Genomic DNA, 24,416 nt, shown 5'->3' with positions numbered 1-24,416 from the left:
GGGTGGTGTGGCAGGGGGGCGGGGTGGTTGTGTCCTGCGCAGGCTTTGGCTGTTGCTCTAAAGTCGTTCCTGGTTGTACCGGCCGATATGAGAGAGCTTGCGCCTGGAAGCGGATACTCGGAATGTGCTCGCTTTTCCGACGTTCTGGAGGAGGCGGCATGGGGTCACTCCAGCGTGTCTTGAGCAAGAGCGGCTAGGCGCGGTCATGCCGATTTAGTCGATCCTTTGCCTACCGTAATTCCCGGAGTCTTTGCCCAGTGTCTGACATGCCGATCAACGCCGCCTACGCGAAACGCTTCAATGCTGTACTCGCCTATATCGATGCCAATCTTGAAGGCGACCTTTCAGTGAGGACGTTGAGTCATGTGGCGAACTTTTCGGCGTTTCACTTCCATCGGCAATTCACCGCATTCGTGGGCGTGCCGGTTTCACGTTATGTGCAACTGATGCGGTTACGCGATGCGGCGCATCGTCTGGCGTCCCAGGCGGATTACTCGGTGCTGGAAGCCGCGCTTGGTGCGGGTTTCGAAAGTCCCGAGGCATTTTCCAGGGCGTTCAGGCGGGCGTTCGGCATGACGCCGAGTGTGTTTCGGAAGCAGCCGAACTGGCAGGTCTGGAATGCGGTGTTCGCTATCCCTCATTTTTCCAGGAGCATCATCATGCAGGTACGAATCGTGGACTTTGCCGAGATCCGGGTCGCAGCGCTGGAGCACTGCGGGCCCGCCGGGCTGGTCGATGAAAGTGTGCGCAGGTTTATCGATTGGCGCATGCAGAGTGGGCAGTCGCCGGTGGCGTCGAGCCGCAGTTTCGGTATTCCCTACGGCAATCCGGATACCACGCCGCCGCAGGCGTTTCGCTTTGCCATCTGCGGTGAGATTCGGGAGGCGGTGGCTCCGAATGAGTCTGGTGTCCGGGAGATTGTCATTGCAGGTGGCCGCTGTGCGGTGGTGCGGCATGTAGGGTCGCCGGATCATATCGGTGAAACGATCTACCCGGTTTATCGCGATTGGCTTCCGGGCAGCGGGGAGGAACTGCGGGATCAGCCGCTGTTTTTTGAGTATTTGAGTGTTTATCCGGAGACTGCGCAAGAACTGTGGTTGACGGATGTTTATGTGCCGTTGCAATAGTGGGCGGACGTGTCGACTGGCGCGGCTAACCTGGCATCCTTGCCGGGTTAGCCGCGGCTCAATGCCTGCGTTCGGCCATCGTGATTAATGGGGCAAGCAGATCAGGATCAAAAGCCAAATCAAGAGCAAGATGGCGGCCTGTCGGTTGGCCTGGAGTTGGCGGGAGACAGCCGCTAGTCGATGTGCTGCGCGAAGCGGTGCTGACGCACCCCGGTACAGGTGCTGATTTAGCCAGCCGCTGACTTTGATCTGAAGTTCATCTCCCGCGAAGAGGGTACATTGCTGATCAATGATCTGGGTCCGACGGTTGTCAAGAGCGTTGAGTGGTGCGGTGGTAGTTCCGGAGTTCGCTCTCGGTTAAGCTCTTATTTGTAAAACAAGGTTGTATGAGAAATGAAAATAAAAATACTGTTCAGCGCTTCGCTAGGGATTCTATCGCTGATTCAAACATCACTATCCCTTGCGGATAATGCCAGTGGGAAAAATCTCTATTTACAGCGATGCGCCATGTGCCATGGAGTCGATATCAAGGCAACCGGACCACTGGCTCATAAAAGCAATCCTCCTACACCGGACCTGACAACAGCCGCTTTCAAGAAACGGCTGAATGATTACCCGGGCGTTATCGTCTCATCGGTAATACTGCGTCCAAATGGCGACTTGATTCCAAGGACGTTGCGAGAGAATGGTGTAAAGGTTGCGCCACACGCTTGGAGTGTTCAGGATTTTCGCGATTTAAATCAATACATGAGTGGCGTGATTTCAAGAAGTCGATGATTTGAGATGTGGGGCATATCGCTAATCAACAATCTCGGATAACGCCCGCCCTGGCGTTGTCGGCAGATTTGAGAGAGTGCTTTCCAGTAGACGCGGGCAGTCAGGAGCAGAGCGGGGATCGGCCAAATCCTGGATCTGCATCGCGATGCAAAAGTGACCTATGAGTGCAGGAATTCAAGCGTTGAACAAGCTGAAGAAATTTACCGTGCATGGAACCGCCGTTGACAGCGACACAAGCATCCAGCTGGATGAGATTTCGATTCTCGCCGAGCCGGAGACACTCAGGGAGCTGGGTATTTTCCTGATCAATGCTTCGTACGAAATGGCAGTAAACGGGCGGGAGCATGTGCATCTGCAAGACGTGATCGAGAGTTTCTCGCACAAGGAACATGTGGACTTCATCGCACTCAACCCGCAGTTGATCAAGCCCGCATGAGGCATCCCTGCGGTCTGCTCAATCGCCAACCACGCAGGCTGCGGGCTACATGTTGCGAATTCTTTCGTAAACTTTAAGCTCAAACTCGAAGCCGATACCCACGTCATGGAGCATCTCGGTAACGCGTTCAATGAAACACTCGGCTTGCTCCGGGAGTTCATGCAATCCCAGGACACGGATGATGGGGTACTTGCCGTAAGCACCGGGAATCTCGGTGTAGATCTCGCCACTTTCGATAAAGGCGATGTAGGCGTTGATCTTCTCTTGAAGCAGGAGCAGGTGTTCGCCTTGTGCCGCTTTGTCTCCCCATTCAAGGTGGTCGGTGATAATCAATAGCACGCTGTTGGACTCATCCTTGGGAGTTGCGCAGATATCGATGACTCTGGGGTCGGTGATGGACATGTCTGATCCTTCAGGAGGTCGAGTGGAAAGCATTGTATGACGAGGCTGGCGGTTGCTTTGGGGCGCAGTAGTGGGTGGCGGCTCTGGGGTTGGCTGACCAGGTTCTCGGAAAAATGCTGAGCTGCTCCTGCTGTCGTAAAGTTCTCTGCAGCGCTGCTTCTGGCTGCTTTCGAAGAAAGCCCCCAAGGCATTCATAGAAAAGCCCCGGCTTTTCACTGCAGGAAAAAATGCTCCCTGATCGAGTCCAGCAGCAGTGATTTGACCACTTGCAGCGTGTTGTCATGTTTGCTGCCCACTCGTATACCCAGCTCAAGTTCATAGGAAGGCATCGGCACGGGGCAGGGAAAGATGTGCAGCGAGGTGATCTTTTCCATTGCCCGTGCGGCATGGGTGGGCACGGTGGTGATCAGCTTTGAGCCAATCAGCAAAAAAGGAACCGCGGCAAAGTGTGAAGTGGAGGCCTTGATGGTGCGGGTCAGACCGGCATTGTTCAGCCCTTCGTCAACAATGCCCACATAACCCCCGGATGAGACCAGCAGGTGCGGGCGTTGCGCATAATCTTCGGCGGTCAGCGGAATGGGGTTGTCGGCATCTGCGATGCATAGGTAGTTGCCTCGTCCGAGGCGGATCCGGGTGATCAGTTGCGACGACAAGCCGCCTGCGGAGATGGCAATGTCTATCTTCTGGCCCATGAGCATGTCTTGTACGACGCCGCTGTGGGTTTGTCGGAAGATGATGCGCAGCCCGGGCAGGCGTTCTTCCACAGCCGAGAGAATCTTCTGCCCGAGTGCTATTTCACTGTCATCAGAGAGCCCGATGGTGATGGTGCGGCCCTTCACTTGCTGGCCGCCGGATGACATGGCAAGGGCCAGTCTGCAGCGGTTAATCGCCTCTTCGATCAGCGGGTACAACTCGTTCGCCCGCATGGTTGGCCTCAGGCCACGGCCCGTCCGCTCAAACAACGGGTCGCCATAGATGTCCCTCAAGCGCCCCAGGGAAGCACTGACCGCCGGCTGGGTGACGCCGAGCCGGATCGCCGCACGGCTGGCACCGCCTTCTTCTATCAGGGCCACAAAGACTCTCAACAGGTTGAGGTCCACGGTTTCGATATCAATATGATTCATATCAGATAGCTTGGATGAGGTGTTGATCTATATTGTATCAGCCGTAAAAATGGCCTGCCAAAACAAATTGCAGGTCGCACTAGAGAGCTGATGAGGATGTTTGTTGTTCCTGGAAAGTATCTGTTAGTGCGGTTTTTTCAGCGGCAACTTGGGTCTTGGCGGTTGGATGAAAAGCTTGAAACCCGAGGTTGAAGTATGAAGCGCCACTCCAGGTATTTCGGGCTCATCGTGCTCTTTGGCTGCGCTTTTGAAACCCCCGCCGGTTTGCTGGGGGCTCCAGTCACTACGGACGATGCCGCACCGATTGAAGTGCAACGATGTGGGTCGGTCGATAGCCACTACTGGGTGCAAGCCCCCCATTCACCCTTGGCTGCAGAGGTGATCGGCACGCTGCAGCGGGCGCTGGCAGAGCGCAATTATTATCAAGGAACAGTGGACGGCGTGGCAGGAGAGCAAACCGCAGAGGCCATCTTCCTGTTCCAGATGGACTGCGAACTGCCATTAACGGGCAGCATCAATGCAGAGATCCTGAAGAGGCTGAATATAAGGTCTCCTTTATGGTTATCGGAATAAGTGCGTGGCTTGAAGGGCCCGTAAAAGGAAGCGTTGTCCTGTCAGTGTCCAAGGTTACCGGTTGGAAAGTGGTTTTATTATTATGGCTTTGACCCGGGCGACTTCACCTCGCTATCCGTGGCGATTCAGGCTGGCGGTTTTTCTCGTAGCAGCAATGTCCCTTATTGTTTGTGCACGGATTATCCAACTGCAAATAACCGACAAGGCATTTCTGATCAGGCAAGGCGATGCCCGAAGTTTGCGATACGTCGCTTTGCCGGCATATCGGGGTTTGATCATCGATCGAAATGGGCAGCCTTTATCCGTGAGTACGCCGGTGACAACGGTCTGGCTGAACCCCAGGGAGCTGCTGGCTGAAAAGCCCAATTGGACAGCGCTGGCCCAGGCGCTGGACGTTCCAGAGAGTGGCTTGAGTTCAATCATTCTGCGCAACCAGAACAAGGAATTTGCCTACCTGCACCGACGCATTCCGCCGCAGGTGGCGGAGCGGATGATGCAGGCGGTGCATCAGCTCAACAGCGCGGGTGTTTATACGCTGCAGGAATCCCGCAGGTTTTACCCGGCGGGCTCAATCGCCGCTCATGTCACCGGCTTTACCGATATCGATAACCGCGGCAGCGAAGGGGGCGAGTTGGCGTATGAGAATGTGCTTCGCGGGCGTGATGGCAAGCAGCGGGTGGTCAAGGATCGGCGCGGTCAGCTGATCCAGGACCTGGGGGTTTCACTCCCGGCCAAGCCCGGGCAGACGCTGCAGCTATCCCTGGATCTGCGGCTGCAATATGTCGCCAGCCGGGAGTTGCTCAAAGGCGTTGAGCAAAATGCGGCGGAGGCTGGCAGCGTCGTGATCCTGGATGTCAAGAGCGGTGAGATTCTGGCGCTGGCCAATCACCCTTCATACAACCCCAACAATCGCTCGCAGCTCACGCCATCGATGATGCGCAACCGTGCGGTGGTCGATGTCTTTGAGCCAGCGTCCACCATGAAGCCGTTTTCCGTGGCGGCGGCGCTGGAAACCGGGCGTTGGCAACCTGCGGATACGGTGCATGTGGAGACCGGTACTTTGAAGATCGGCAGGTATACGATTCGGGACGCTTCCAGGACGGCGGGCGAGACGCTGGACATGACCGGCATCCTGGTGCGCTCGAGCAACGTGGCCATCAGCAAAGTGGCTTTTGATATTGGCGGACAGAAGGTTTACGAGCTGTTGCGCCGGGTCGGTCTGGGTCAGGCGACGGGCATCGGTTTTCCCGGTGAGCAGAGCGGGGTGCTCACTCGGCGGCGTGAATGGCGTCCCAGCGAAACCGCGACCTTGTCCTATGGCTATGGTGTGTCGGTCACTGCGCTGCAGTTGGCCAGGGCGTATGCCACGTTGGTCAACGGCGGTGTCAGCGTTCCAACTTCGCTGCTGCGAGTGTCTACAGCACCCAAGGGCACTCAGGTCATTCCCGCCAGTGTGGCCAACACCGTGAAAGACATGCTTGTGCAAGTTGTTGAAGGGCCCAGGGGTATCTATCGCGCGAAAGTACCCGGTTATCACGTTGGCGGTAAAAGCGGAACGGCGAGAAAGACCAGCGTCGGGGCAAAGGGGTACCTGGCTAACTCCTACCGCGCCATGTTCGCCGGCTTCGCGCCAGCGACAAACCCCAGGTATGTAATTGTCGTGGTAGTGGATAACCCCAGGGCCCAGGGCTTTTTCGGTGGGCTGGTATCGGCGCCCTTGTTCAGTCGCATCATGGCGCACACCCTGCGGCTGAATCATGTAGTCCCGGACAACATCTGACACCGGCACGTTTACCGTCACTGAACAGATTCACGGCTGTCCGCTGTGGGCCTGCCTGTGGCTGAGGTTATCCAGAGTTGGCGGTTGCCCGGTGCAACTGTGCTCCAGGTTTAAAGCGTTCCTTTCAATGAGTGTTTGGCCGCCGTTTTGGCTGCCCGTCATTCCTGTGCAGTAAGAGTGACCAATGGCGGATTTGATCAACCTGAAGGACCCGCACACAGAAGCTGAAATCATAACCGGGAGGATAATCGCCAGTGCTGTACTGGTGGTGTTGCTGACCGCTGCGCTGATTGTCCGGCTCTATGTTCTGCAAGTGACGCAGCATGATTATCAGGTTTCCGTGGCGGAGAAAAACAGGGTCCATATACGGCCGATTCCGCCGGAGCGTGGGGTTATTTACGATCGCAATAAAGTGCTCCTGGCCAATAATGTGCCGGCCTTCAATCTGATGTTGACCCGTGAACGGGCCGGGGATACCGGCTGGGTGGTGAGTAACCTGGTGAGTATCCTGGACCTGTCGCTGGCCGAAAAAAGCCGCATCGAGAACGACCTGCGCCGCGCCAGAAGGGCCTTCGAGCCGGTTACGCTGATGTTCGACCTGAGCGAAAAACAGATCGCCCTGGTGGCGGTGAATCAGTTCCTCTTGCCGGGTGTGGAGGTGCAGGCCCAGTTCTTGAGGGAATACCCTCTGGGCGACCATTTTGCCCACTCGGTCGGTTATGTCGGGCGCATCAACGAGCAGGAGTATCGCCGCCTTGATCCGGCGAAATACCTGAGAAGCCAGCTGATCGGCAAGACCGGAATCGAGCGCTTTTATGAACAGGCGTTGCACGGCCAGATGGGCTTTGAAGAAGTCGAGACCAATGCCCAGGGCAGGGTGATGCGTGTGTTGCGCCGGCACAACCCGGTTCAGGGGCAGGACATCGTGCTGACCCTCGATGTGCAACTGCAAAGCGCGGCCGAGGATGCCCTGGGCGACCGGCGCGGCGCGGTAGTGGCGTTGGACCCGGCCACCGGGCAAGTGCTGGCCATGGTCAGCCGGCCCAGTTTCGATCCCAATCCCTTTGTCAAAGGCATCTCGACCCAAGGCTACGCCGCCTTGCGCGACTCCGCCGATATGCCGCTGTTCAATCGGGTTCTGCGCGGGCTCTACCCACCGGGCTCGACCATCAAGCCCATGGTGGTAGTGGCCGGGCTCGACAGTGGCGTCACAACGGCCAGCAGCCGGGTGTTCGACCGGGGTTATTACGAGCTTCCAAACTACAAGCACAAATACCGCAACTGGAACCGCGGTGGCGACGGTTGGGTGGACATGTACGACGCCATCATGCGCTCCAATGACACCTACTTTTATGACCTGGCCCACAAGTTGGGCGTCAGGCGGCTGCACAGCTACCTCAGTGAGTTTGGCCTGGGGCAGAAGGTCTCGATGGACCTGTTCGAAGAGGCCGCGGGGTTGATGCCATCCCCTGAGTGGAAGCGCGCAACCCGTCGCCAAGAGTGGTACCCCGGGGAAACGCTGATCCTGGGCATCGGCCAGGGTTATATGCAGGTCACCCCCCTGCAACTGGCCCAGGCCACCAGCCTGATTGCCAATCGCGGGGTCTGGCAACGGCCGCACCTGGCGTTATCGGTGGGGGGGCGCCAGCCGGTGGACCCCAACCCCATGGCCAACATCGTGCTGAACGATGCGCATATCTGGGATCAGGTCATCGACGGCATGCAGAGGGTGATGCACAACCCCCGTGGTGTCGGCCGAGGCGCCGCCAGGGGCGCGCAGTACCGCATCGCGGGCAAAAGTGGCACGGCGCAGGTGGTGGCGATCAAGCAGGGCGAGCGCTACAACCGCAACAAGACCCATGAACGGCACCGCGACAACGCGCTGTTTGTCGGCTTCGCCCCGGCCGAACATCCGGCCATCGTGGTGGCAGTGATGATCGAGAACGGCGAGGCCGGGGCCCGGGTCGCCGGCCCGGTGGTGAGGAAGGTCATGGATGCCTGGCTGCTGGATGGCAGTGGCCATCTCAAGGCGCAGTTCGCCGAACCGGCATCGTTCGACAAGCCCGCAAGCACGCTGACGCTGAACGCCAGCTAAGCGCGCAGAAACCTTTGCCCATGGCCATCGCGGCAAGCGCGAGGCCGCCGGCATGCACATTCAACACGGTCACTGAGGACACAACGGGTGCGATTCATCAACTATCTGGGCTGGAGCCTGCTGGCACTGGTCAGCGTGCTGCTGCTCGCCGCTAGCGGTACCTACCTTTATCTGCAACCCCAACTGCCCGATGTCGCGGCCCTCAGGGACGTGCATCTGCAGGAGCCGCTGCAGGTCTTCACCCGGGATGGCAAGCTGATCGCCGAGTTCGGCGAAGTGCGCCGTGTACCCATTGCCAGCGCGGACATTCCGCCGGACTTTCGCTCGGCCCTGATGGCCGCCGAGGATGGCAACTTCTATCACCACGCCGGGGTCGACCCGGCCGGCCTGCTGCGGGCCGCGCTGCAACTGCTCAAGAGCGGCCACGTGCGCTCCGGGGGCAGCACCATCACCATGCAAGTGGCGAAGAACTTCTTCCTCAGCCGCGAGCGAACCCTGTCGCGCAAGCTGACCGAGATCCTCCTGGCCCTGCAGATCGAGCGCAGCCTGAGCAAGGAGGAAATCTTCAACCTGTATGTGAACAAGATCTACCTGGGCAAGCGTGCCTACGGAATAGTGGCGGCGGCCAACGTCTATTACGGCAAGCCGGTATCGCAACTGAGCCTGGCCCAGGTGGCGATGATTGCCGGGCTGCCCAAGGCGCCATCGCGCTACAACCCGATCAACAACCCGGCTCGGGCCCAGCAGCGTCGCGACTGGATCCTGGGGCGCATGTACGAACTGGGCAGCATTGATCGGCAGCGCTATCAAGCTGCATTGGCTGAAGAGGTGGACGCCAGCTACCACGCCCCGGAACCCGAGATCGATGCCCCCTACATCGCCGAAATGGCCAGGGCGGACATGCTCCGCCGCTTTGGCGATGAGGCCTACACCCAAGGCTTGCGGGTGGTGACCACGGTGCCCAGCCAGTTGCAGGCGTCGGCCACCTCGGCGTTGCGCAACGGCTTGAAGGTCTACGACAAGCGCCACGGTTACCGCGGCCCTGAAGGCCATTTCGCCGGCAAGGTCAGCGATCAATGGCCCGAGCAACTCAAGCGCTATCCGGCCTATGGCGGCTTGCCAGCGATGGCGGTGACCCAGGTCTTCGAACAGAGCATCAGCCTGGTGGACGCCAGCGGCCAGGCACACTCCGTGCCCTGGGTCAGCATGAAGTGGGCGCGCCCCTACCTTGGCCACAGCGCCCTGGGGCGCGCGCCGGTGCGGCCGGCCGATGTGGTCAAGGTCGGGGATGTGGTGCGCGTCGACCCGCAGAACGACTCGCTGCTGAGCTTCAGCCAGGTGCCCAAGGCCCAGGGCGCCCTGGTGTCAATCGCCCCTGAAGACGGCGCGATACAAGCGCTGGTGGGCGGCTTCGATTTTCAGCAAAGCAGCTTCAACCGGGTGTTGCAGGCCAAGCGTCAACCCGGGTCGAGTTTCAAGCCCTTCATCTACTGCGCGGCCCTCGACAGCGGCTACACCCCGGCGACCCTGGTCAACGACGCCCCCATCGTCGTGGGCGGCGGCGACGCCGGCCCGGTGTGGCGCCCGCAAAATGAGAACCGCACCTTCCTCGGGCCGATCCGTCTGCGCGAAGCCCTCAACCGTTCACGCAACATGGTCTCCATCCGCCTGCTGCAAGCCATGGGGGTCGAGCGGACCATCGACTACATCGCGCGCTTTGGTTTCGACCGCGAGGACCTGCCCCACAACCTGTCCCTGGCCCTGGGTACCGCTTCGGTCACCCCCATGGAAGTGGTGGCCGGCTGGAGTACTTTTGCCAACGGCGGCTACAAGATCAGACCGTACTTCATCGAGCGGATTGAAGGCCGCAAGGGCGCTATCCTGTTCCAGGCTCGCCCGCCAGCGGCGCCCACCGCGCAGCAGCCGGCCCCCGAGACGCCGGCTGAACAGATCGTCGACAGCCGCACCACCTACCTGCTCACCAGCCTGCTGCAGGATGTGGTCCAACGCGGCACCGGTCGCGCCGCCGCGGCCATGCATCGCCCGGACATCGGTGGCAAGACCGGCACCACCAACGAGGCCAAGGACTCCTGGTTCACCGGCTACAACGGCCATAACGTCACCAGCGTCTGGGCCGGCTTCGATCAGCCGCAGAGCCTGGGGCGGCGCGAATGGGGCGTGACCATCGCGTTGCCGATCTGGATGGAGTTCATGACCGCGGCGCTTGAGGGCACGGAGCCTTATTCCCAGGCGGAGCCGGCGGGCATCGTGACCCGGCGGATCAACCTGGAGGATGGCTCGGCGGCCAGTGCGGATTCTTCCCGCACGGCGATGGAGGTGTTCAGGAGTGACAATCTGCCGTCGGCGGGCGCAGGTGAGGGGGCATCCGTCGACGGCGCAGCAGACATGCAGCGCACGCTGCAGGAACTGTTCTAGTGGCCGGGCAGGGCCCTGATGGCGAGAACCGAACCAGCGATTTTCCAGCAACCGTTGCGTAATGAATATTTGGCCATAGGATGTGCGCGTTGCCGATGATGATCGGGCCCCCATCGTCGTGATCCTTTACTCAGTTTCAAGGTTGATGCATGAATCCGGATGACTTCAAGAAATTCAATATCGGTTCAATTATTCGGGCCACTGAAAGCTCTGCTGCGCTCAAACACCAGCTCGGATTCCTGATCAAGGTCCTGGAAGAACTGGAGATCAAGTTCTCTGACTGCGAGCAGGATCCTTTGCGCCTGGCGAAAGCCTATGTTGCCGGGGAAATTCCTATTGAACGCTGCAAGGCGCAGGCTGCAGTCTGGTGGGCAAAAATCGATGAGCAAGGAGCAGTACGAGAGCTCAAGGATCGGGACGTGTTGCAGGCACGACTGGCCATTTGTCTGCTGGCGAATGATGAGGACGATATTTCCGTGTTGGGAGATAACCTCTCGTGGTTTCTTGAGGTGTTGGGTTTCTTGAATGTGGAACCGATGAAGCCCATTGCAATGATGAGAGAGTATTTCGAGTTCAAATAGAATTTCATTCGCGCCCGGCTCACTCTCAGTGCCCTGGCCGGCAGCCTGACAATAGGCAAGCCCCCATGCGGTTTGCTGGCTCCACCCGTCACGCGGGCGGGGTGCTCGAACTGCACTGATTGCGCGGTTGCAGAAGGAGGGGGGAGGGCGCACTGATGACGGTGGAGCGAGCCTGTTCCGAGCGCCTGCACCGGCAAGAGGTGGTCGAGGAGTTTTCCCATGAGCAGCATGCGGATTTCATTGCGCTTGATCGGGCGCTGATCCTGCCGGCATAAGGTATTCCTGCGCGCAGCTCAATCGGGGAGCGCGCAGGGAGCGAGCTACAGGCTGGGAGCTTCTTCGTTCACTTTCAGCTCGAAATCGAAGCCAATGCCGCGATCGTTGAGGATCTCGGTAATGCGTTTGAAAAACCAATCGACCTGCTCTGGCACTTCGTGCAAACCCAGCACTCGGATAATCAGGTGCTTGCCGCAGGCATCGGGAATTTCGCTGTAGATCTCGTCACTTTCGATAAAGGTGATGTAGGTGTTGATCTTCTCTTGCAGCAGGAGCAGGTGTTCGCTGTGTGCCGCTTCGTCACCCCATTCGAGGAGGTCGACCATGATCAACAGCAGGCTGTCGGGCGCGGATTTGGGGATTGCCCAGATATCGATGACTTTTGGGTTGGTGATGGACATTGCTGATCCTTCAGAACCTGGGGGGCGGCATTATAGGCCGTAGCGGTTGGTTTCTTCAGTGGGCAGTTGCTGGTCGCAGTTCTGGCACGTGGGCGAGGCCAGGGTGGGCTGCCGGGTCTTGCTCCGTTCAGGCGCAACCTGGTCGAACGGCGTCGAGCGGTTTTCAAGAGCTGTCGGATCGACGGTAGTGACGAAATGCCATTATCTGCTATGGCTTGTTAGGCCCAGCGGTGGATAGACGCCGGGCTTCAGGTGCCACTCCCCAGAAGAGTCGAGACGGCGCGGGCCGCGTTGTTCGACTTAACTGATGCTCACCCGCCAAGGGGTGGTTCAGGGGTGCAGGAGGACGGAGTGGGGCCTGCGATCCCGATAGGCCTGGATAGACCCGAGTGAGTATCGACGTTGCCGTGCCGGGTGGGCCGCTAACCCAGTCGTCGGCTTGTTTGCAGCTCTCTGACACTCAGTCGATAGCGTGGAATGACAGCAGGGAAGTACCGACCATTCTCTTAGAGAGATAAAAAATGAACGTCAGGGCAATGAACCTCGCTCCAAGGTCTGCGGCTTTTTTCTCACTCATTATCCTGGTGGTTTTGGCCCTGGGGATTGTCGCTGTCCTGCAAATGGGCAAGCTGCGAGACTCCGAGCAGGACGTCGAGACCAACTGGATGGCCAGCATCCGCGAGATCGGCAAGATGAAGACCGGCGTCTTGCGCCTGCGTCTGGAAAGCATCCGCATCACCGTGACCACCGACGAACAACAGCGCCAGACCCGCATCGCCTCGTTGAGCGGTTATCGATCCACCCTGCAGAACACCATCAGCCAGTACGAACCTCTGATTACCGGGCCGGCGGAGCGTGAGCTGTACCAGGCGGTGGCGGACCGATGTGCAGGCCTATTTCAAGCTGGTGGACGAGTTGGAGCCGCTGCTGCGCAGTGGCGACAACGCCGCGGCCATTGCCTTGATCAATACCCGTATCAGCCCCATGACCAACGCCATGCAGGAGAAGATGGACAAACTCTCGGACTTCAATGACGAGGGCGCGAGGCAGGCGGGGATTACTGCCGCGTCGGTCTACAGCGGCGGCCTGACCCTGGTGCTGGTGTTGATGGGGGTGACCGTGGTGCTCACCGTGGTGCTGGCCACCGTGCTGACCCGCAGCATCACCTCACCCATCAGCGACGCCCTGGCCGTGGCCGAACGCATTGCCGGCAGCGACCTGTCCCGGGAGATCGGCGTCAGTGGCCGCGATGAAGCCGGCCGCCTGCTGGCCGCTCTGGCGCAGATGCAGAGCAACCTGCGGGAAACCATCGCCCACATCGCCGATTCCTCCACCCAGCTGGCCTCGGCCTCGGAAGAAATGACCGCCGTGACCGAAGACGCCAGCCGCGGGCTGGTGCGGCAGAACGACGAAGTCAGCCAGGCGGCCACCGCCGTGACCGAAATGAGCGCGGCGGTGGACGAGGTGGCGCGCAATGCCGAAGCCGCCGCCCAGTCGTCCCGCGAGTCCATGGAATTCACCCGCTCCGGCATCGACAACGTGGCCCAGACCCTGAAAGCCATCGAAGGCCTGGCCGGCAACGTCGCCACCACTGGCGAGCAGGTCAAGGCCCTGTCCAGCCGCGCCCAGGACATCAGCAAAGTGGTGGAAGTGATTCGCGCCATTGCCGAACAGACCAACCTGCTGGCCCTCAACGCCGCCATCGAAGCGGCGCGGGCCGGCGAGCAGGGCCGCGGCTTTGCGGTGGTGGCCGATGAAGTGCGGGCCCTGGCCCACCGCACCCAGCAGTCGACCCAGGAAATCGAACAGATGATCACCGCGATCCAGGCCGACTCGACCCACGCAGTGAGCGCCATGAACGTCAGTGCCGAGATGGCCAACAGCTCGATTGCCGTGGCACAGAACGCCGACCAGTCCCTCAAGCAGATTGCCCAGGCGATTACCCAGATCAACGAACGCAACCTGCTGATCGCCACCGCCTCGGAAGAACAGGCCCAGGTGGCGCGTGAAGCGGACCAGAACCTGACCAGCATTCGCGAGCTGTCGATCCAGAGCTCGGCGGGGGCCAGCCAGACGGCCAGTGCCTGTGGGGAGATGGCCAATCTGGCGATTGAGTTGAACCGGCTGGTGGCGCGGTTCAAGGTTTGAGCGCGGTTTTTTGCCCTACGATGGCCTGTCCCCTCCGTAGGAGCTGGCTTGCCAGCGAAGGCGCCGGCCCAGACGCTGCATGGCTTACGGACCTCTTCGCCGGCAAGCCGGCTCCTACAGAAATGTGTGCTGGTTGGGCCCCCGTAGGAGCTGGCTTGCCAGCGAAGGCGCCGGCCCAGGCGCTGCATGGCTTACGGGCCTCTTCGCCGGCAAGCCGGCTCCTACAGAGATGTGTGGTGGTTGGGCCCCCGTAGGAGCTGGCTTGCCAGCGAAGGCGCCCGTCCAGGCCCTATATGGCTTACGGACCTCTTCGCCGGCAAGCCGGCTCCTACAGAAATGCGTGCTGGTCGGGTCACCGTAGGAGCTGGCTTGCCAGCGAAGGCGCCGGCCCAGGCGCTGCATGGCTTACGGGCCTCCTCGCCGGCAAGCCGGCTCCTACAGAAATGCGTGCTGGTTGGGCCACCGTAGGAGCTGGCTTGCCAGCGAAGGCGTCGGCCCAGGCGCTGCATGGCTTACGGGCCTCCTCGCCGGCAAGCCGGCTCCTACAGAAATGTCTGCTGGCTGGGCCACTGTAGGAGCTGGCTTGCCAGCGAAGGCGCCCGTCCAGGCAACGCATGGCCTAACGGCCCTGAGGCATGGCCCTCTGCAAGCGACCGCTAAGCCGCAAACCATCGCGTACGTTCAACCCCATCAAGGTGAGGTTGGTGGCCCCAGCGATCAGTTCAATGATCTGCACCAGGTAAAACCCCGTGTCGAAGCTGCCTGCCGATGCCCATTGGTTGAGCGCAATTGCGCAGGGCACGAGCAGCAACAGGCCGTTGGCGGCAATCAAGGGCATGCGCTTTTTCTTCGAGGCGATCAGGCGTCCCTGCCGTGCCCGGCTCAGCCCCATGCCGCTGGCTCCCGCCAGGGCCATCGCCGGGATCAGCACCCAGAGCCCGGGGCTGACGATCAGGTGCTTGAGCTGGGCGATGGAATGCCGGCTTCCCATGCTTTCCACCAGCAGGGTCGAGACAAAGAACGTGGCGATGCACAGCAGGGCCAGCAGGCTGGCGCTCAGGTGAAGTCGTTTGAGCATGGGGCGCTTCCCGTCAGTCGATTGGGCTATGTTCACACCGTGCAGATATTCGGCACGGCGACCTTGGTGAACAGATGGGGCATGGCCAGGGCACTGGAGGGGTAGCGGCCCAGGGCGTTGGCGAAATCCGGGTGGCTGAAGGCTTCGCGAAAGCGCTCCACCGACTCCCATACCGCGTAGTTCAAGAACATGCAGCTGCCACCTATGGCCTGATGGAGCTGGGTGGAAATGTACCCGGCACGCTGCTTCATCCAGTTGGCATCCAGCTCCCAGGCACGCAGCAGGTCGGGGATATCGTCCTGGTCGACGGTGAACAGGTTGACCAGCACCACCGGCGATTCGCTGCACTGGAGTTGCTGGTGAATGGGAACCACGGGATCGAGCGGGCGGATGGACAACATGACGGCCTCCAGAATGTAAACATGATGACAAAGTGGTGCGATGGGCAAAAACTAGCTCGATTGACATCATCATGTCAATGTGGAAAAGTTCGCGGCATGAAAAAACCAAACCACACCCCCGCTGGACGCGCCATGACCGATCTGGTCCTCGAACTCTTTCGAGCCAGTGCGCGCATGCTCACCGCAGGTGATCGCCTCGTTTCCGAGATAGGTCTCACCAGCGCCCGCTGGCAGCTGCTTGGCACGATCATCGCTGCCGATCGGGCGCAGCCCGTCTCATGGATCGCCCGCGACATGGGCGCCAATCGGCAAAACGTTCAGCGCATCGTCAACGATCTGGTGGCGGACGGCTTACTGGAGTTCCAGCCGAACCCCCACCACCGCCGGGCGCAACTGGTGCTGCTGACGGACGCTGGAAAAGCGGCATTCGATCAGGCATTGAAGCTGCAGGCGCCCTGGATCAACGAGCTTGCGCAAGGGCTGGAGGTCGATGAGATCCAGACGACCCACCGTGTTCTGAACCAGTTGCGCAACCGGCTTGAGCAGGACCAGGGAGACTGAGCGGTCGGCATTCGGCAGCCGTCAGCTGCATCAGCCAGACGGCATCCGAAGACGAGAAACTCCTCCCTCCGCAGGAGCTGGCGCAGCCTGCGAAGGCGCCAGGTGGCGCGCTTGCAGGAGAGGCTAAACCTGCAGTCAGGATCATTCAGAAAGCAGCGCGTCACTTGGCCTCTGTTTGCACTTCGCACTCGATTCTGGCAATCCCACTCGATTGCGGTTTGCACGGCACTCAGCACAAAAAATTCACGCCAGCGGAATGTTTTTATGGCATACCTGAACCCGTCGTGATGACTAAAAGCCATTATTTGATAAAGGTTCTTAGGCACTGTCTGCGTAACGCTGTGCTGGCGCTGCCCACGCTCTGAAAAACAGCAGTGGGATGCTGCGCGGCGTTACCGATATTGACCCGCCAGGGTGGCGCCTAGCGGCAGTGGCATGTCTGTCACTGCCCTTATCCATGGACTTTGGAGCAATGAGCGCAGCGGTATGAAACCGGGAGTCCCGGCTGTCTGGGAATGTGCATCGACGATGCCTGGTTGAAGGGAGCGTTAACCCAATCGTCGAGTGGCTTATAGCTTCATGACTTTGCGTCGATAACGTGGAGTCACTGCTGTGAAATACCGCCCATTCCATTAGAGAGATAAAAAATGAACGTTAGGACAATGAACCTTGCTCCAAGATCTGCCGCTTTTTTCTCACTCATTGTCCTAGTGGTTTTTGTGCTGGGTATCGTCGCCGTGCTGCAAATGGGCAAGCTGCGAGAGTCCGAGCAGGATGTTGAAAACAACTGGATGGCGAGCATTCGCGAGATCGGCAAGATGAAGGCCGGCACCTTGCGCCTGCGCCTGGAAAGCCTGCGGATTACCGTGACCACCGATGAACAGCAGCGACAAACCCGCATCGCCGCGTTGAGCGGTTATCGCAACACGCTGCAGGGCACCCTCAGCAACTACGCACCGTTGATCTCGGGGCCGGCGGAGCGCGAGCTGTACCAGGCGGTGGCCAGTGACGCCCAGGACTACTTCAAGCTGCTGGACCAGTTGGAACCTCTGCTGCGCAGCGGTGACAATGCCGCGGCCATCGGCCTGATCAACACCCGCATCAGCCCCATGACCAACTCCCTGCAGGAGAAGATGGACAAGCTCTCGGACTTCAACGACGAGGGCGCCAAGGGGGCAGGGCAGCAAGCCGCGTCGATCTACAGCAGTGGCGTGACCCTGGTGATTGGCCTGCTGGCGGTTACTGTTGTGCTCACTATCGTTCTGGCCGCGGTGCTGACCCGCAGCATCACCTCACCCCTCAGCGACGCCTTGGCCGTGGCCGAGCGCATCGCCGGCAGCGACCTGTCCCGGGAGATCGGGGTCAGTGGCCGCGATGAAGCCGGCCGCCTGCTGGCGGCCCTGGCGCAGATGCAGACCAACCTGCGGGAAACCATCGCCCACATCGCTGATTCCTCCACCCAACTGGCCTCGGCCTCGGAAGAAATGACCGCCGTGACCGAAGACGCCAGCCGTGGGCTGGTACGGCAGAACGACGAGGTCAATCAGGCGGCCACAGCGGTGACCGAAATGAGCGCCGCGGTGGACGAGGTGGCGCGCAATGCCGACGCCGCTGCCCAGTCCTCCCGCGAGTCCATGGAGTTCACCCGCTCCGGCATCGACAACGTGGCCCAGACCCTGAAAGCCATCGAAGGCCTGGCCGGCAACGTCGCCAGCACCGGCGAGCAGGTCAAGGCCCTGTCCAGCCGGGCCCAGGACATCAGCAAAGTGGTGGAAGTGATTCGCGCGATTGCTGAGCAGACCAACCTGCTGGCCCTCAACGCCGCCATCGAAGCCGCCCGTGCCGGCGAGCAAGGCCGTGGCTTTGCGGTGGTGGCCGATGAAGTACGGGCCCTGGCCCACCGCACCCAGCAGTCGACCCAGGAAATCGAACAGATGATCACCGCGATCCAGGCCGACTCGACCCAGGCAGTGAGTGCGATGAACGTCAGTGCCGAGATGGCCAACAGCTCGATTTCGGTGGCGCAGAACGCGGATGTGTCGCTCAAGCAGATTGCCCAGGCGATTAACCAGATCAATGAACGCAACCTGCTGATTGCCACCGCCTCGGAAGAACAGGCGCAGGTGGCGCGTGAGGCGGATCAGAACCTGACCAGTATTCGCGAGCTGTCGATTCAGAGTTCGGCGGGGGCCAGTCAGACGGCCAGTGCTTGTGGGGAGATGGCCAATCTGGCGATTGAGTTGAACCGGTTGGTGGCGCGGTTCAAGGTTTGATAGGGCGTTGGCCAAGGGGGGAGACGCCTAGCGTCGAAGGGTGACCCCGTGCCTCGTAGGAGCTGGCTTGCCAGCGAAGCTTGTTAACGATGATGTGGAGTTTCCTGCGACACCGCTCGTCCTTTGTGGGGGGGACATATCCGTTGCTGCGGTCACGGCGGATTATGGTTTCGCTCTTACAGCGACTCACTTTTGAAGAGCGCAAAAGTAAGCAAAACGCTTTGCCCCTCCACTCGGTGCCTCGCCTAGGCTCGGCATGCCCTCTCTCCGGCATTGATCCGTGGGCCGCCGCCACAGGCCATCCATGGCCTGGGGCGGCTAACCCGGCATCCCTGCCGGGTTACCCACGGCTCAATGCCTGCGTTCGGCCATCGTGTCTAAGGGGGCAGGCAGATCAAGATCAAAATCTGACGGCGGCCTTGCGGCCGGCCTGAAGATGAGGCCGTGTGTACCGCCCCGTAGGAGCTGGCTTGCCAGCGAAGGCGTCCGCCAGAACGATGCATGACTTGAGGGCCTCTTCGCCCTACCCGACGGCGTTCTGCGTTCGCGCTGTTCCCCTCTTGAAGCGCTATTCAGCGCCCGAGCTTTTCCATCGCCGCATCGGCTAGAAAGGACGAGCGGCTCTTGATGTTGTGCTCGCGGACAAAACGGTCGATCTGCTGGATTACATACCCCGGCAAGGTCACGTTGACCTTCTCGGTCTTGCCCAGGTAAGGCGTGATGTCGATCTCCAGCATGCCCCAGCCCATCCCCTGGTAATCAGGATTGGCGCGGTGCGTTTGGGTGGCAGAGGGCAGGGGAATGGCCAGCCCTGCGCGGGCCAGCTCTTCGAGCATGACGTGGGCAATCTCGACGGCGGCGCTGTAGGCGGCCTCGAAGGTGTCGCCGGCGGTGACTGCGCCGGGAATGTCGGGAATCTGGATGCCAGTGGCCGTGTGCTCGTCGCCCCACTCGATGCAGATGGGATATTGCACGGGGATCTCCTCAAAACAGATGCGAAGGGTGATGGGCGCTAGAGCAGCCCGGCCAGTTTCTTGATGGCCCGGACCGTTCCTCGTGGCAGATCCTTTTTCGGGTGAGGCACGGGAACGGTGTTGGGCCGGTAGGGATGCTGGAACAGATGATGGCTGCCGGTGACTCGATCCAGCACCCATCCTGCGGCTTCAAGCTCCTTGATCAACAGTCTGCTTTGCACCTCCATCTCCTTGTTGGGGTGAGAGGTGCTTTATAACTCCAGGCGCATGATAGCGCAGGTTGTATTGTGTGTCTGGAGTTATGTGTCGGGGCATGTCGTTCAGTGGCGGGCGGTTGGATGGGCCGGTCGCAAGCTACATAAAAGCCCCCTCGGTTTTTCATGGACGTTGCACGGCTGCCATTGCACTATTGCCGCGGATTTTCAGTCACCCATCTTTCCCCGTCGAAGGCCGATCCATCGGCGGGTTCATGCCAAGGAAGTCATCAGATCCATGACCGTCAGCGAACTGCTTGCCGCCATTCGTAAACCCTATGTTGAGGCCCTGGCGCGTATCGCCGCACAAGGCGCCGCGCATGTTGAGCCGGCCTACAGGAACAGCGATGGCTCGCTGGCGGTTGAAGGGACCATGGCCACACCTTGCCGGGTGGACGTGATTGCGGCCGAGAGTGGGGAACCGGTGCAGGTCGATTCCGAATCCGAGCTGGGCTTTGAACCAGTGCGTTTTGCGATTGAGCAGATGGCCGTGGGGATCTCGCCCTTTGGCTGGGACTGGTTGCCGCTGGAAGTGCAAGGCTTGAGCCTGGAGCAGGCCTGCGAGGTTATTCGCGCCTGGTTCTTTGAGTGGTTCGACGGCGAAGACGAGAACCCGCCGACCGAAGAAGGGCTGCAAGGGGTGCTGCACTTTGTGTCGGACCCGGAGGCCACGGAGGACGGGTACAGGTTCAAGATTGACTTGGGGTCGGTTCCAGCAGAAGCGCTGGAAGAACTGCTGTTTGCATTGGCTGATGCCGGCGCCACCGGAGCTTTCCTCGGATAAAGAGAGGGGGTGCCAAACGGCGACCCCACGACCGACCTGATATCGCCCACCTGCAACCGATCCCCTGTAGGAGCTGGCTTGCCAGCGAAGCTCGCCAACGATGACGCGCAGCCACCTTCATACCGCATGCACTTGGGGGCGCGTGGTGTACATATCCGTTGCTGCGGGTGTGGCTACTTATGGTTCCGCTCTTACAGCGGGTCACTTTGGAAAAGCCGGAATGCCGGCCCAGCCCAAAGTAACCAAAGGGCTCCTGCCCCCGCATCCGGCGCCTCGCCTAGGCTCGGCGTTCCCTCGCTCCGGCATTGCTCCGGGGGCCCGCCGCCACAGGCCATCCATGGCCTGGGGCGGCTAGCTCGGCATCCATGCCGAGCTGCCCCCTACGCAACGCCTGCGCTCGGCCTCCTGAAGGGGCAGAAAGATCAAAAGCAAGATCAAGATCAAAAGCCCAAGCGCGTTTTACGCGCTTTCGTAGGAGCCGGCTTGCCGGCGAATTGGCCCGCAAGCCATCCATCGCCCTTGCTGACGCCTGCGCAATACCTGCGCTCGGCCTTCTGAAGGGGCAAGAAGATCAAGATCAAAAGCCCAAGCGCGTTTTACGCGCTTTCGTAGGAGCCGGCTTGCCGGCGAATTGGCCCGCAAGCCTCCATCGCCCTTGCTGACGCCTGCGCAATACCTGCGCTCGGCCTTCTGAAGGGGCAAGAAGATCAAGATCAAAAGCCCAAGCGCGTTGTACGCGCTTTCGTAGGAGCCGGCTTGCCGGCGAATTGGCCCGCAAGCCATCCATCGCCCTTGCTGACGCCTGCGCAATACCTGCGCTCGGCCTTCTGAAGGGGTAAGAAGATCAAGATCAAAAGCCCAAGCACGTTTTACGCGCTTTCGTAGGAGCCGGCTTGCCGGCGAAGAGGCCCGCAAGCCATCCATCGCCCTTGCTGACGCCTGCGCAATACCTGCGCTTGACCTTCTGAAGGGGCAGGAAGATCAAGAGCCAAAGTCCAAAGCACAGCCAACACCGTCAACGGCGACCTCACTCTCAGAGCTTCATACCCACCGCCAGCCGGTTAAAGGCATTCATCAACGACACAGCCAACGTCAGATCGGAAATCTCAACCTCGCTCAAGTGCGCTTTCAGCGGTTCGTACAGTGCGTCCGGCGCGCCCTTGTCGTGGACGTAGGTGAGTGTCTCGGCCCAGGCCAGGGCCGCGCGCTCGCGGTCGTCGAACAGTTCGCTGACGCGCCAGCCGGCGAGGCAATCCAGCTTGTCTTGCGCCACCCCACACTCGCGCAGGGTCTGCGAGTGCTTGCCCAGGCAGAACGAGCAGCCGTTGATCTGCGACACACGCAAATACACCAGTTCCAGCAAGGGCAAGCCCAGGGGGCTGGCGGCCAGGGCGCTGTTGGTGGCGAGCAGGCCTTGATAGGCGGCAGGCGACAGAGTGGCAAAGGGCAGTCTGAGTTGGCTCATGGTGAAACTCCGATAGGGGAAAAAGTGATCAGGCACAAACGAGAGGGTTGAACAGTGGCTGCAAGGACAGTGCGCTGCGGGCCTCTTCGACCGTTGCACCCACGGCCTCGTCACCGAACACCAATCCCTGCAGATAAGTGAACTGCAGGTCGAACAGGCCGAGGGTGTTCAGCACTTGGCGCAGGTAAGGCGTCAGAAAATCCGGTTGGGCTGCCCGTTCGCCCTGGTGAAAGCCGCCGGAACTCACCAGCACATGCACCGGGCGGTCCTTGAGCAGGCCGACCTTGCCCTCTGGGCCGGAACTGAAGGTACGGTGAATGCGCAGCACATAGTCGATCCACAGCTTGAGCGCCGCCGGCAGGGTGAAGTTGTGCATGGGCGTGGCAATCAGCAGGGCGTCGCAGCGTTCCAACTCACGAATCAAGCCTTCGGACACCTCGAACAGCGGCGCGTCGAAGGGCGTGGCGGTGGTCAGGGCGTGGGCGTAGTCCATGCCCAACGGTGGCAACGGCTGCGCGCCAAGATCACGCTCGACCAGTTCGAGGTGCGGATAGCGTTGGCGCAGGGAACTCACCAATTCCAGTGCCAGCTGGTTGCCACGGGAAACCTGCCCACGGGGGCTGGCGTTGATCAGCAGCAGGTTGTTCATGCCGGCTCCCCACCCTGAAGTCGCTGGGTGAAGTGCATGCCCCGGGCCAGCAACCCCTGACGAAAATAGAAGCGCTGGGCCAGGGGCATGTGCAGGCCGGTATCCAGGACCAAGTGATCGCATTGACGCTGCACGGCCTCATCCCGCACCGCACTCAACAGCCGCGCGCCCAAGCCGCTGCGCTGAAGGTCTGGGCTCACGACCAGGTCGTCGACGTAGATGAAGCGCCCGTAGAGCAGGTTTTCCAGCTCGCGGTAACCTGCCAGGCCAACGATGCGCTCTGCGTCCCACGCGGCGAGCAAACGGTAGCCCTGCTCGGTTTGCCGGGCCAATTGGGCGACATAGGCCGCCGGGCGGGTGAGGTGGGGGCGCAAGACTCGCATCAAGTCGAAACTGGCCGCCAGGGCCGCTTCGCTTTCGAGGTGTTGAAGGGTGTAGGGCATGTCCGTCATCCGCTGAAAAGAGATGACCCACTTTAGAAGGTCGATGGCTTAAGCTACAGAGCCAAAAAATGCATAAATGACTAGGCCATGATCCTTCCTTTCGAATTGGACCGCAGCCAGACGGCGCCGATCTATCGCCAGCTTTATCAGCGGTTTCGCGAGTCCATCGCCGATGGCCGCCTGCGTCCGGGTGACCGCGTGCCGGCGGTTCGCGCCTTGGCGGCGCAGCTGAACCTGGCGCGTGGCACTGTGGAAGCGGCCTACCAGTTGCTGATAGGCGAGGGCTACCTGATTGCTCGCGGGGCCGCCGGGACCATGGTCACACCGCAACTGGCGCCGGTTGCCGCGTCCATAGAGCACGCCCCGGTGATTCCAACCACCTACCAGGCCACCCATGCCGGCACGCTGCCGTTGCCGCTGCAAATGGGCCTTCCGGCACTGGATGCCTTTCCGCGCAAGCTCTGGACCCGCCTGGCGGGCCGACAACTGCGACAGACGGGCCTCGAAGGCCTGATCTACCCGGACTCGCGCGGCTACGCCCCGTTGCGGGCGGCCATCGCCACCTACCTGGGGATTTCCCGGGGCATCAACTGCCAGCCGGAGCAGATTTTCGTCTGCGCCGGCTACCGCGCCTGCCTCGACCTGATCAGCCACACACTGATGGGCCCGGGCGCCACCTGCTGGCTGGAAGAGCCCGGCTACTTCATGGCCAGGAACGCACTGCTGGAAGCCGGCGCACAGCTGGTGCCGGTGCCCGTGGACGAACAAGGCCTGGACGTCGCCCAAGGCATCGCCCGCGCCCCAGAGGCCGGCTTTGCCGTGGTCACCCCGACCCACCAGAGCCCGCTGGGAGTGTCGCTGTCCCTGCCGCGGCGCCTGGCCCTGCTGGACTGGGCCAACCGGCAAGGCAGCTGGATCATCGAGGACGACTACGACAGCGAATACCGCTACCAGGGCAAGCCCTTGCCGGCCCTCAAGAGCCTCGACCAGCAGGGCCGCGTGCTCTACACCGGCACCTTCAGCAAAGTGCTGTTTCCAGGGCTGCGCGTGGCCTACCTGGTGGCGCCCGCCGAACAGACCCCAGCGTTCGCCCGCCAGGCGGATCGCTTGCACAATCATTGCCCGCACCTGCTGCAAGCGACGGTCGCGGCCTTTCTCAACGAGGGGCACTTTGCCCGGCACCTGAACAAAATGCGGGGCCTGTATGCGCGTCGGCGGCAGTGGCTGGTGGAGGCGTTGCACCACGAGTTGGGTGGGCGTTTGCAGATAGATCCGCAGGCCGGGGGCATGCATGTGGTGGCCTGGTAGGTGGTTGGAATCACCGGGGCGTGCTCTATGGACGCGGCAACCGGCGCCAGTTGCGGTGTGACCATGGTCC

At 60.8% G+C, this 24,416-nt stretch carries 23 protein-coding genes and 1 pseudogene; 14 read left to right on the top strand and 10 right to left on the bottom strand.

Features of this window, described 5'->3' with window-relative positions:
* Positions 1-257 precede the first annotated feature (257 nt).
* The 3 genes from GV819_RS32150 (at position 258) to GV819_RS32140 (ending at position 2,340) form a co-directional block, all read left to right on the top strand.
* A complete protein-coding gene (locus GV819_RS32150; RefSeq protein WP_161760053.1) occupies positions 258-1,127 on the top strand; it encodes an AraC family transcriptional regulator in 870 nt (289 codons plus the stop codon).
* Positions 1,128-1,520: 393 nt separating this feature from the next.
* Entirely contained in the window at positions 1,521-1,904 is a 384-nt protein-coding gene (locus GV819_RS32145) for a c-type cytochrome (protein WP_161760052.1), read from the top strand.
* Positions 1,905-2,085: 181 nt separating this feature from the next.
* A complete protein-coding gene (locus tag GV819_RS32140) occupies positions 2,086-2,340 on the top strand; it encodes an Imm32 family immunity protein (RefSeq protein ID WP_161760051.1) in 255 nt (84 codons plus the stop codon).
* A gap of 45 nt (positions 2,341-2,385) precedes the next feature.
* Here GV819_RS32140 and GV819_RS32135 read toward each other — a convergent pair whose 3' ends face one another.
* Positions 2,386-2,742, bottom strand: a complete 357-nt coding sequence (locus GV819_RS32135) for a DUF6572 domain-containing protein (RefSeq protein ID WP_161760050.1) — start codon at positions 2,740-2,742, stop codon at positions 2,386-2,388.
* Positions 2,743-2,954: 212 nt separating this feature from the next.
* Complete coding sequence (locus tag GV819_RS32130) at positions 2,955-3,866, bottom strand: LysR family transcriptional regulator (RefSeq protein ID WP_161760049.1); 912 nt, start codon at positions 3,864-3,866, stop codon at positions 2,955-2,957.
* A gap of 195 nt (positions 3,867-4,061) precedes the next feature.
* Here GV819_RS32130 and GV819_RS32125 point away from each other — a divergent pair, with 195 nt between their 5' ends.
* The 5 genes from GV819_RS32125 (at position 4,062) to GV819_RS32105 (ending at position 11,331) form a co-directional block, all read left to right on the top strand.
* Positions 4,062-4,439: a peptidoglycan-binding domain-containing protein gene (locus GV819_RS32125; protein WP_161760048.1), complete on the top strand. Its 378-nt coding sequence runs from the start codon at positions 4,062-4,064 to the stop codon at positions 4,437-4,439.
* An 88-nt stretch (positions 4,440-4,527) separates the two neighbouring features.
* Entirely contained in the window at positions 4,528-6,219 is a 1,692-nt protein-coding gene (locus tag GV819_RS32120) for a peptidoglycan D,D-transpeptidase FtsI family protein (RefSeq protein WP_434738451.1), read from the top strand.
* Positions 6,220-6,403: 184 nt separating this feature from the next.
* A complete protein-coding gene (gene mrdA / locus GV819_RS32115; RefSeq protein ID WP_161760047.1) occupies positions 6,404-8,314 on the top strand; it encodes a penicillin-binding protein 2 in 1,911 nt (636 codons plus the stop codon).
* An 87-nt stretch (positions 8,315-8,401) separates the two neighbouring features.
* The gene (locus GV819_RS32110) at positions 8,402-10,750 is read left to right on the top strand and encodes a penicillin-binding protein 1A (RefSeq protein ID WP_161760046.1); all 2,349 of its coding nucleotides are present in this window, start codon (positions 8,402-8,404) and stop codon (positions 10,748-10,750) included.
* A gap of 149 nt (positions 10,751-10,899) precedes the next feature.
* Entirely contained in the window at positions 10,900-11,331 is a 432-nt protein-coding gene (locus GV819_RS32105; protein WP_161760045.1) for an SRR1 family protein, read from the top strand.
* Positions 11,332-11,651: 320 nt separating this feature from the next.
* Here the strand turns inward: GV819_RS32105 and GV819_RS32100 are convergent, their stop codons facing one another.
* Entirely contained in the window at positions 11,652-12,008 is a 357-nt protein-coding gene (locus GV819_RS32100; RefSeq protein ID WP_161760044.1) for a DUF6572 domain-containing protein, read from the bottom strand.
* A gap of 521 nt (positions 12,009-12,529) precedes the next feature.
* Here GV819_RS32100 and GV819_RS33935 point away from each other — a divergent pair.
* Positions 12,530-13,042 carry an MCP four helix bundle domain-containing protein gene (locus tag GV819_RS33935; protein WP_434738449.1) on the top strand — a complete coding sequence of 171 codons (513 nt, stop codon included), beginning with the start codon at positions 12,530-12,532 and terminating at the stop codon, positions 13,040-13,042.
* Entirely contained in the window at positions 12,993-14,156 is a 1,164-nt protein-coding gene (locus GV819_RS32095; RefSeq protein WP_434738450.1) for a methyl-accepting chemotaxis protein, read from the top strand. Before GV819_RS33935 ends, GV819_RS32095 begins: the two co-directional genes overlap by 50 nt.
* 619 nt (positions 14,157-14,775) lie before the next feature.
* Here GV819_RS32095 and GV819_RS32090 read toward each other — a convergent pair.
* Positions 14,776-15,234, bottom strand: coding sequence for a hypothetical protein (locus GV819_RS32090; protein ID WP_025130085.1), 459 nt, complete (start codon positions 15,232-15,234; stop codon positions 14,776-14,778).
* Positions 15,235-15,266: 32 nt separating this feature from the next.
* Entirely contained in the window at positions 15,267-15,635 is a 369-nt protein-coding gene (locus GV819_RS32085) for an antibiotic biosynthesis monooxygenase family protein (RefSeq protein WP_025130084.1), read from the bottom strand.
* Positions 15,636-15,767: 132 nt separating this feature from the next.
* Here GV819_RS32085 and GV819_RS32080 point away from each other — a divergent pair, with 132 nt between their 5' ends.
* Both GV819_RS32080 and GV819_RS32075 read left to right on the top strand, forming a co-directional pair.
* The gene (locus GV819_RS32080; RefSeq protein WP_161760043.1) at positions 15,768-16,196 is read left to right on the top strand and encodes a MarR family winged helix-turn-helix transcriptional regulator; all 429 of its coding nucleotides are present in this window, start codon (positions 15,768-15,770) and stop codon (positions 16,194-16,196) included.
* Positions 16,197-16,843: 647 nt separating this feature from the next.
* Positions 16,844-18,469 (top strand): methyl-accepting chemotaxis protein, encoded by a 1,626-nt coding sequence (locus GV819_RS32075; protein ID WP_161760042.1) that lies wholly within the window; start codon positions 16,844-16,846, stop codon positions 18,467-18,469.
* Positions 18,470-19,041: 572 nt separating this feature from the next.
* Here the strand turns inward: GV819_RS32075 and GV819_RS32070 are convergent.
* Positions 19,042-19,443: a type II toxin-antitoxin system HicB family antitoxin gene (locus GV819_RS32070; protein ID WP_161760041.1), complete on the bottom strand. Its 402-nt coding sequence runs from the start codon at positions 19,441-19,443 to the stop codon at positions 19,042-19,044.
* 38 nt (positions 19,444-19,481) lie between these two features.
* Positions 19,482-19,664 (bottom strand): type II toxin-antitoxin system HicA family toxin, encoded by a 183-nt coding sequence (locus tag GV819_RS32065; RefSeq protein ID WP_161760040.1) that lies wholly within the window; start codon positions 19,662-19,664, stop codon positions 19,482-19,484.
* A gap of 271 nt (positions 19,665-19,935) precedes the next feature.
* On the opposite strand from GV819_RS32065, the gene GV819_RS32060 reads away from it, so the two are divergent.
* Positions 19,936-20,481, top strand: coding sequence for a hypothetical protein (locus GV819_RS32060; protein ID WP_161760039.1), 546 nt, complete (start codon positions 19,936-19,938; stop codon positions 20,479-20,481).
* A 1,033-nt stretch (positions 20,482-21,514) separates the two neighbouring features.
* Here the strand turns inward: GV819_RS32060 and GV819_RS32055 are convergent.
* The 3 genes from GV819_RS32055 to GV819_RS32045 are packed head-to-tail and all read right to left on the bottom strand — an operon-like array spanning position 21,515 to position 23,038.
* Positions 21,515-21,946 carry a carboxymuconolactone decarboxylase family protein gene (locus tag GV819_RS32055; RefSeq protein WP_161760038.1) on the bottom strand — a complete coding sequence of 144 codons (432 nt, stop codon included), beginning with the start codon at positions 21,944-21,946 and terminating at the stop codon, positions 21,515-21,517.
* A gap of 28 nt (positions 21,947-21,974) precedes the next feature.
* Positions 21,975-22,595: an FMN-dependent NADH-azoreductase gene (locus tag GV819_RS32050; RefSeq protein WP_161760037.1), complete on the bottom strand. Its 621-nt coding sequence runs from the start codon at positions 22,593-22,595 to the stop codon at positions 21,975-21,977.
* Complete coding sequence (locus GV819_RS32045) at positions 22,592-23,038, bottom strand: GNAT family N-acetyltransferase (protein WP_161760036.1); 447 nt, start codon at positions 23,036-23,038, stop codon at positions 22,592-22,594. The genes GV819_RS32050 and GV819_RS32045 overlap by 4 nt, the downstream gene beginning before the upstream one ends.
* Positions 23,039-23,125: 87 nt before the next feature.
* Between GV819_RS32045 and GV819_RS32040 the strand changes: the two are divergent.
* Positions 23,126-24,340, top strand: a pseudogene (locus GV819_RS32040) (PLP-dependent aminotransferase family protein); the annotation flags it as partial.
* Between the last annotated feature and the right edge of the window lie 76 nt (positions 24,341-24,416).

This window comes from Pseudomonas sp. Fl5BN2 (genome assembly GCF_009908205.1).
Taxonomy (GTDB): Bacteria; Pseudomonadota; Gammaproteobacteria; order Pseudomonadales; family Pseudomonadaceae; genus Aquipseudomonas.
This window is presented reverse-complemented; position numbering and strand designations above follow the sequence as displayed.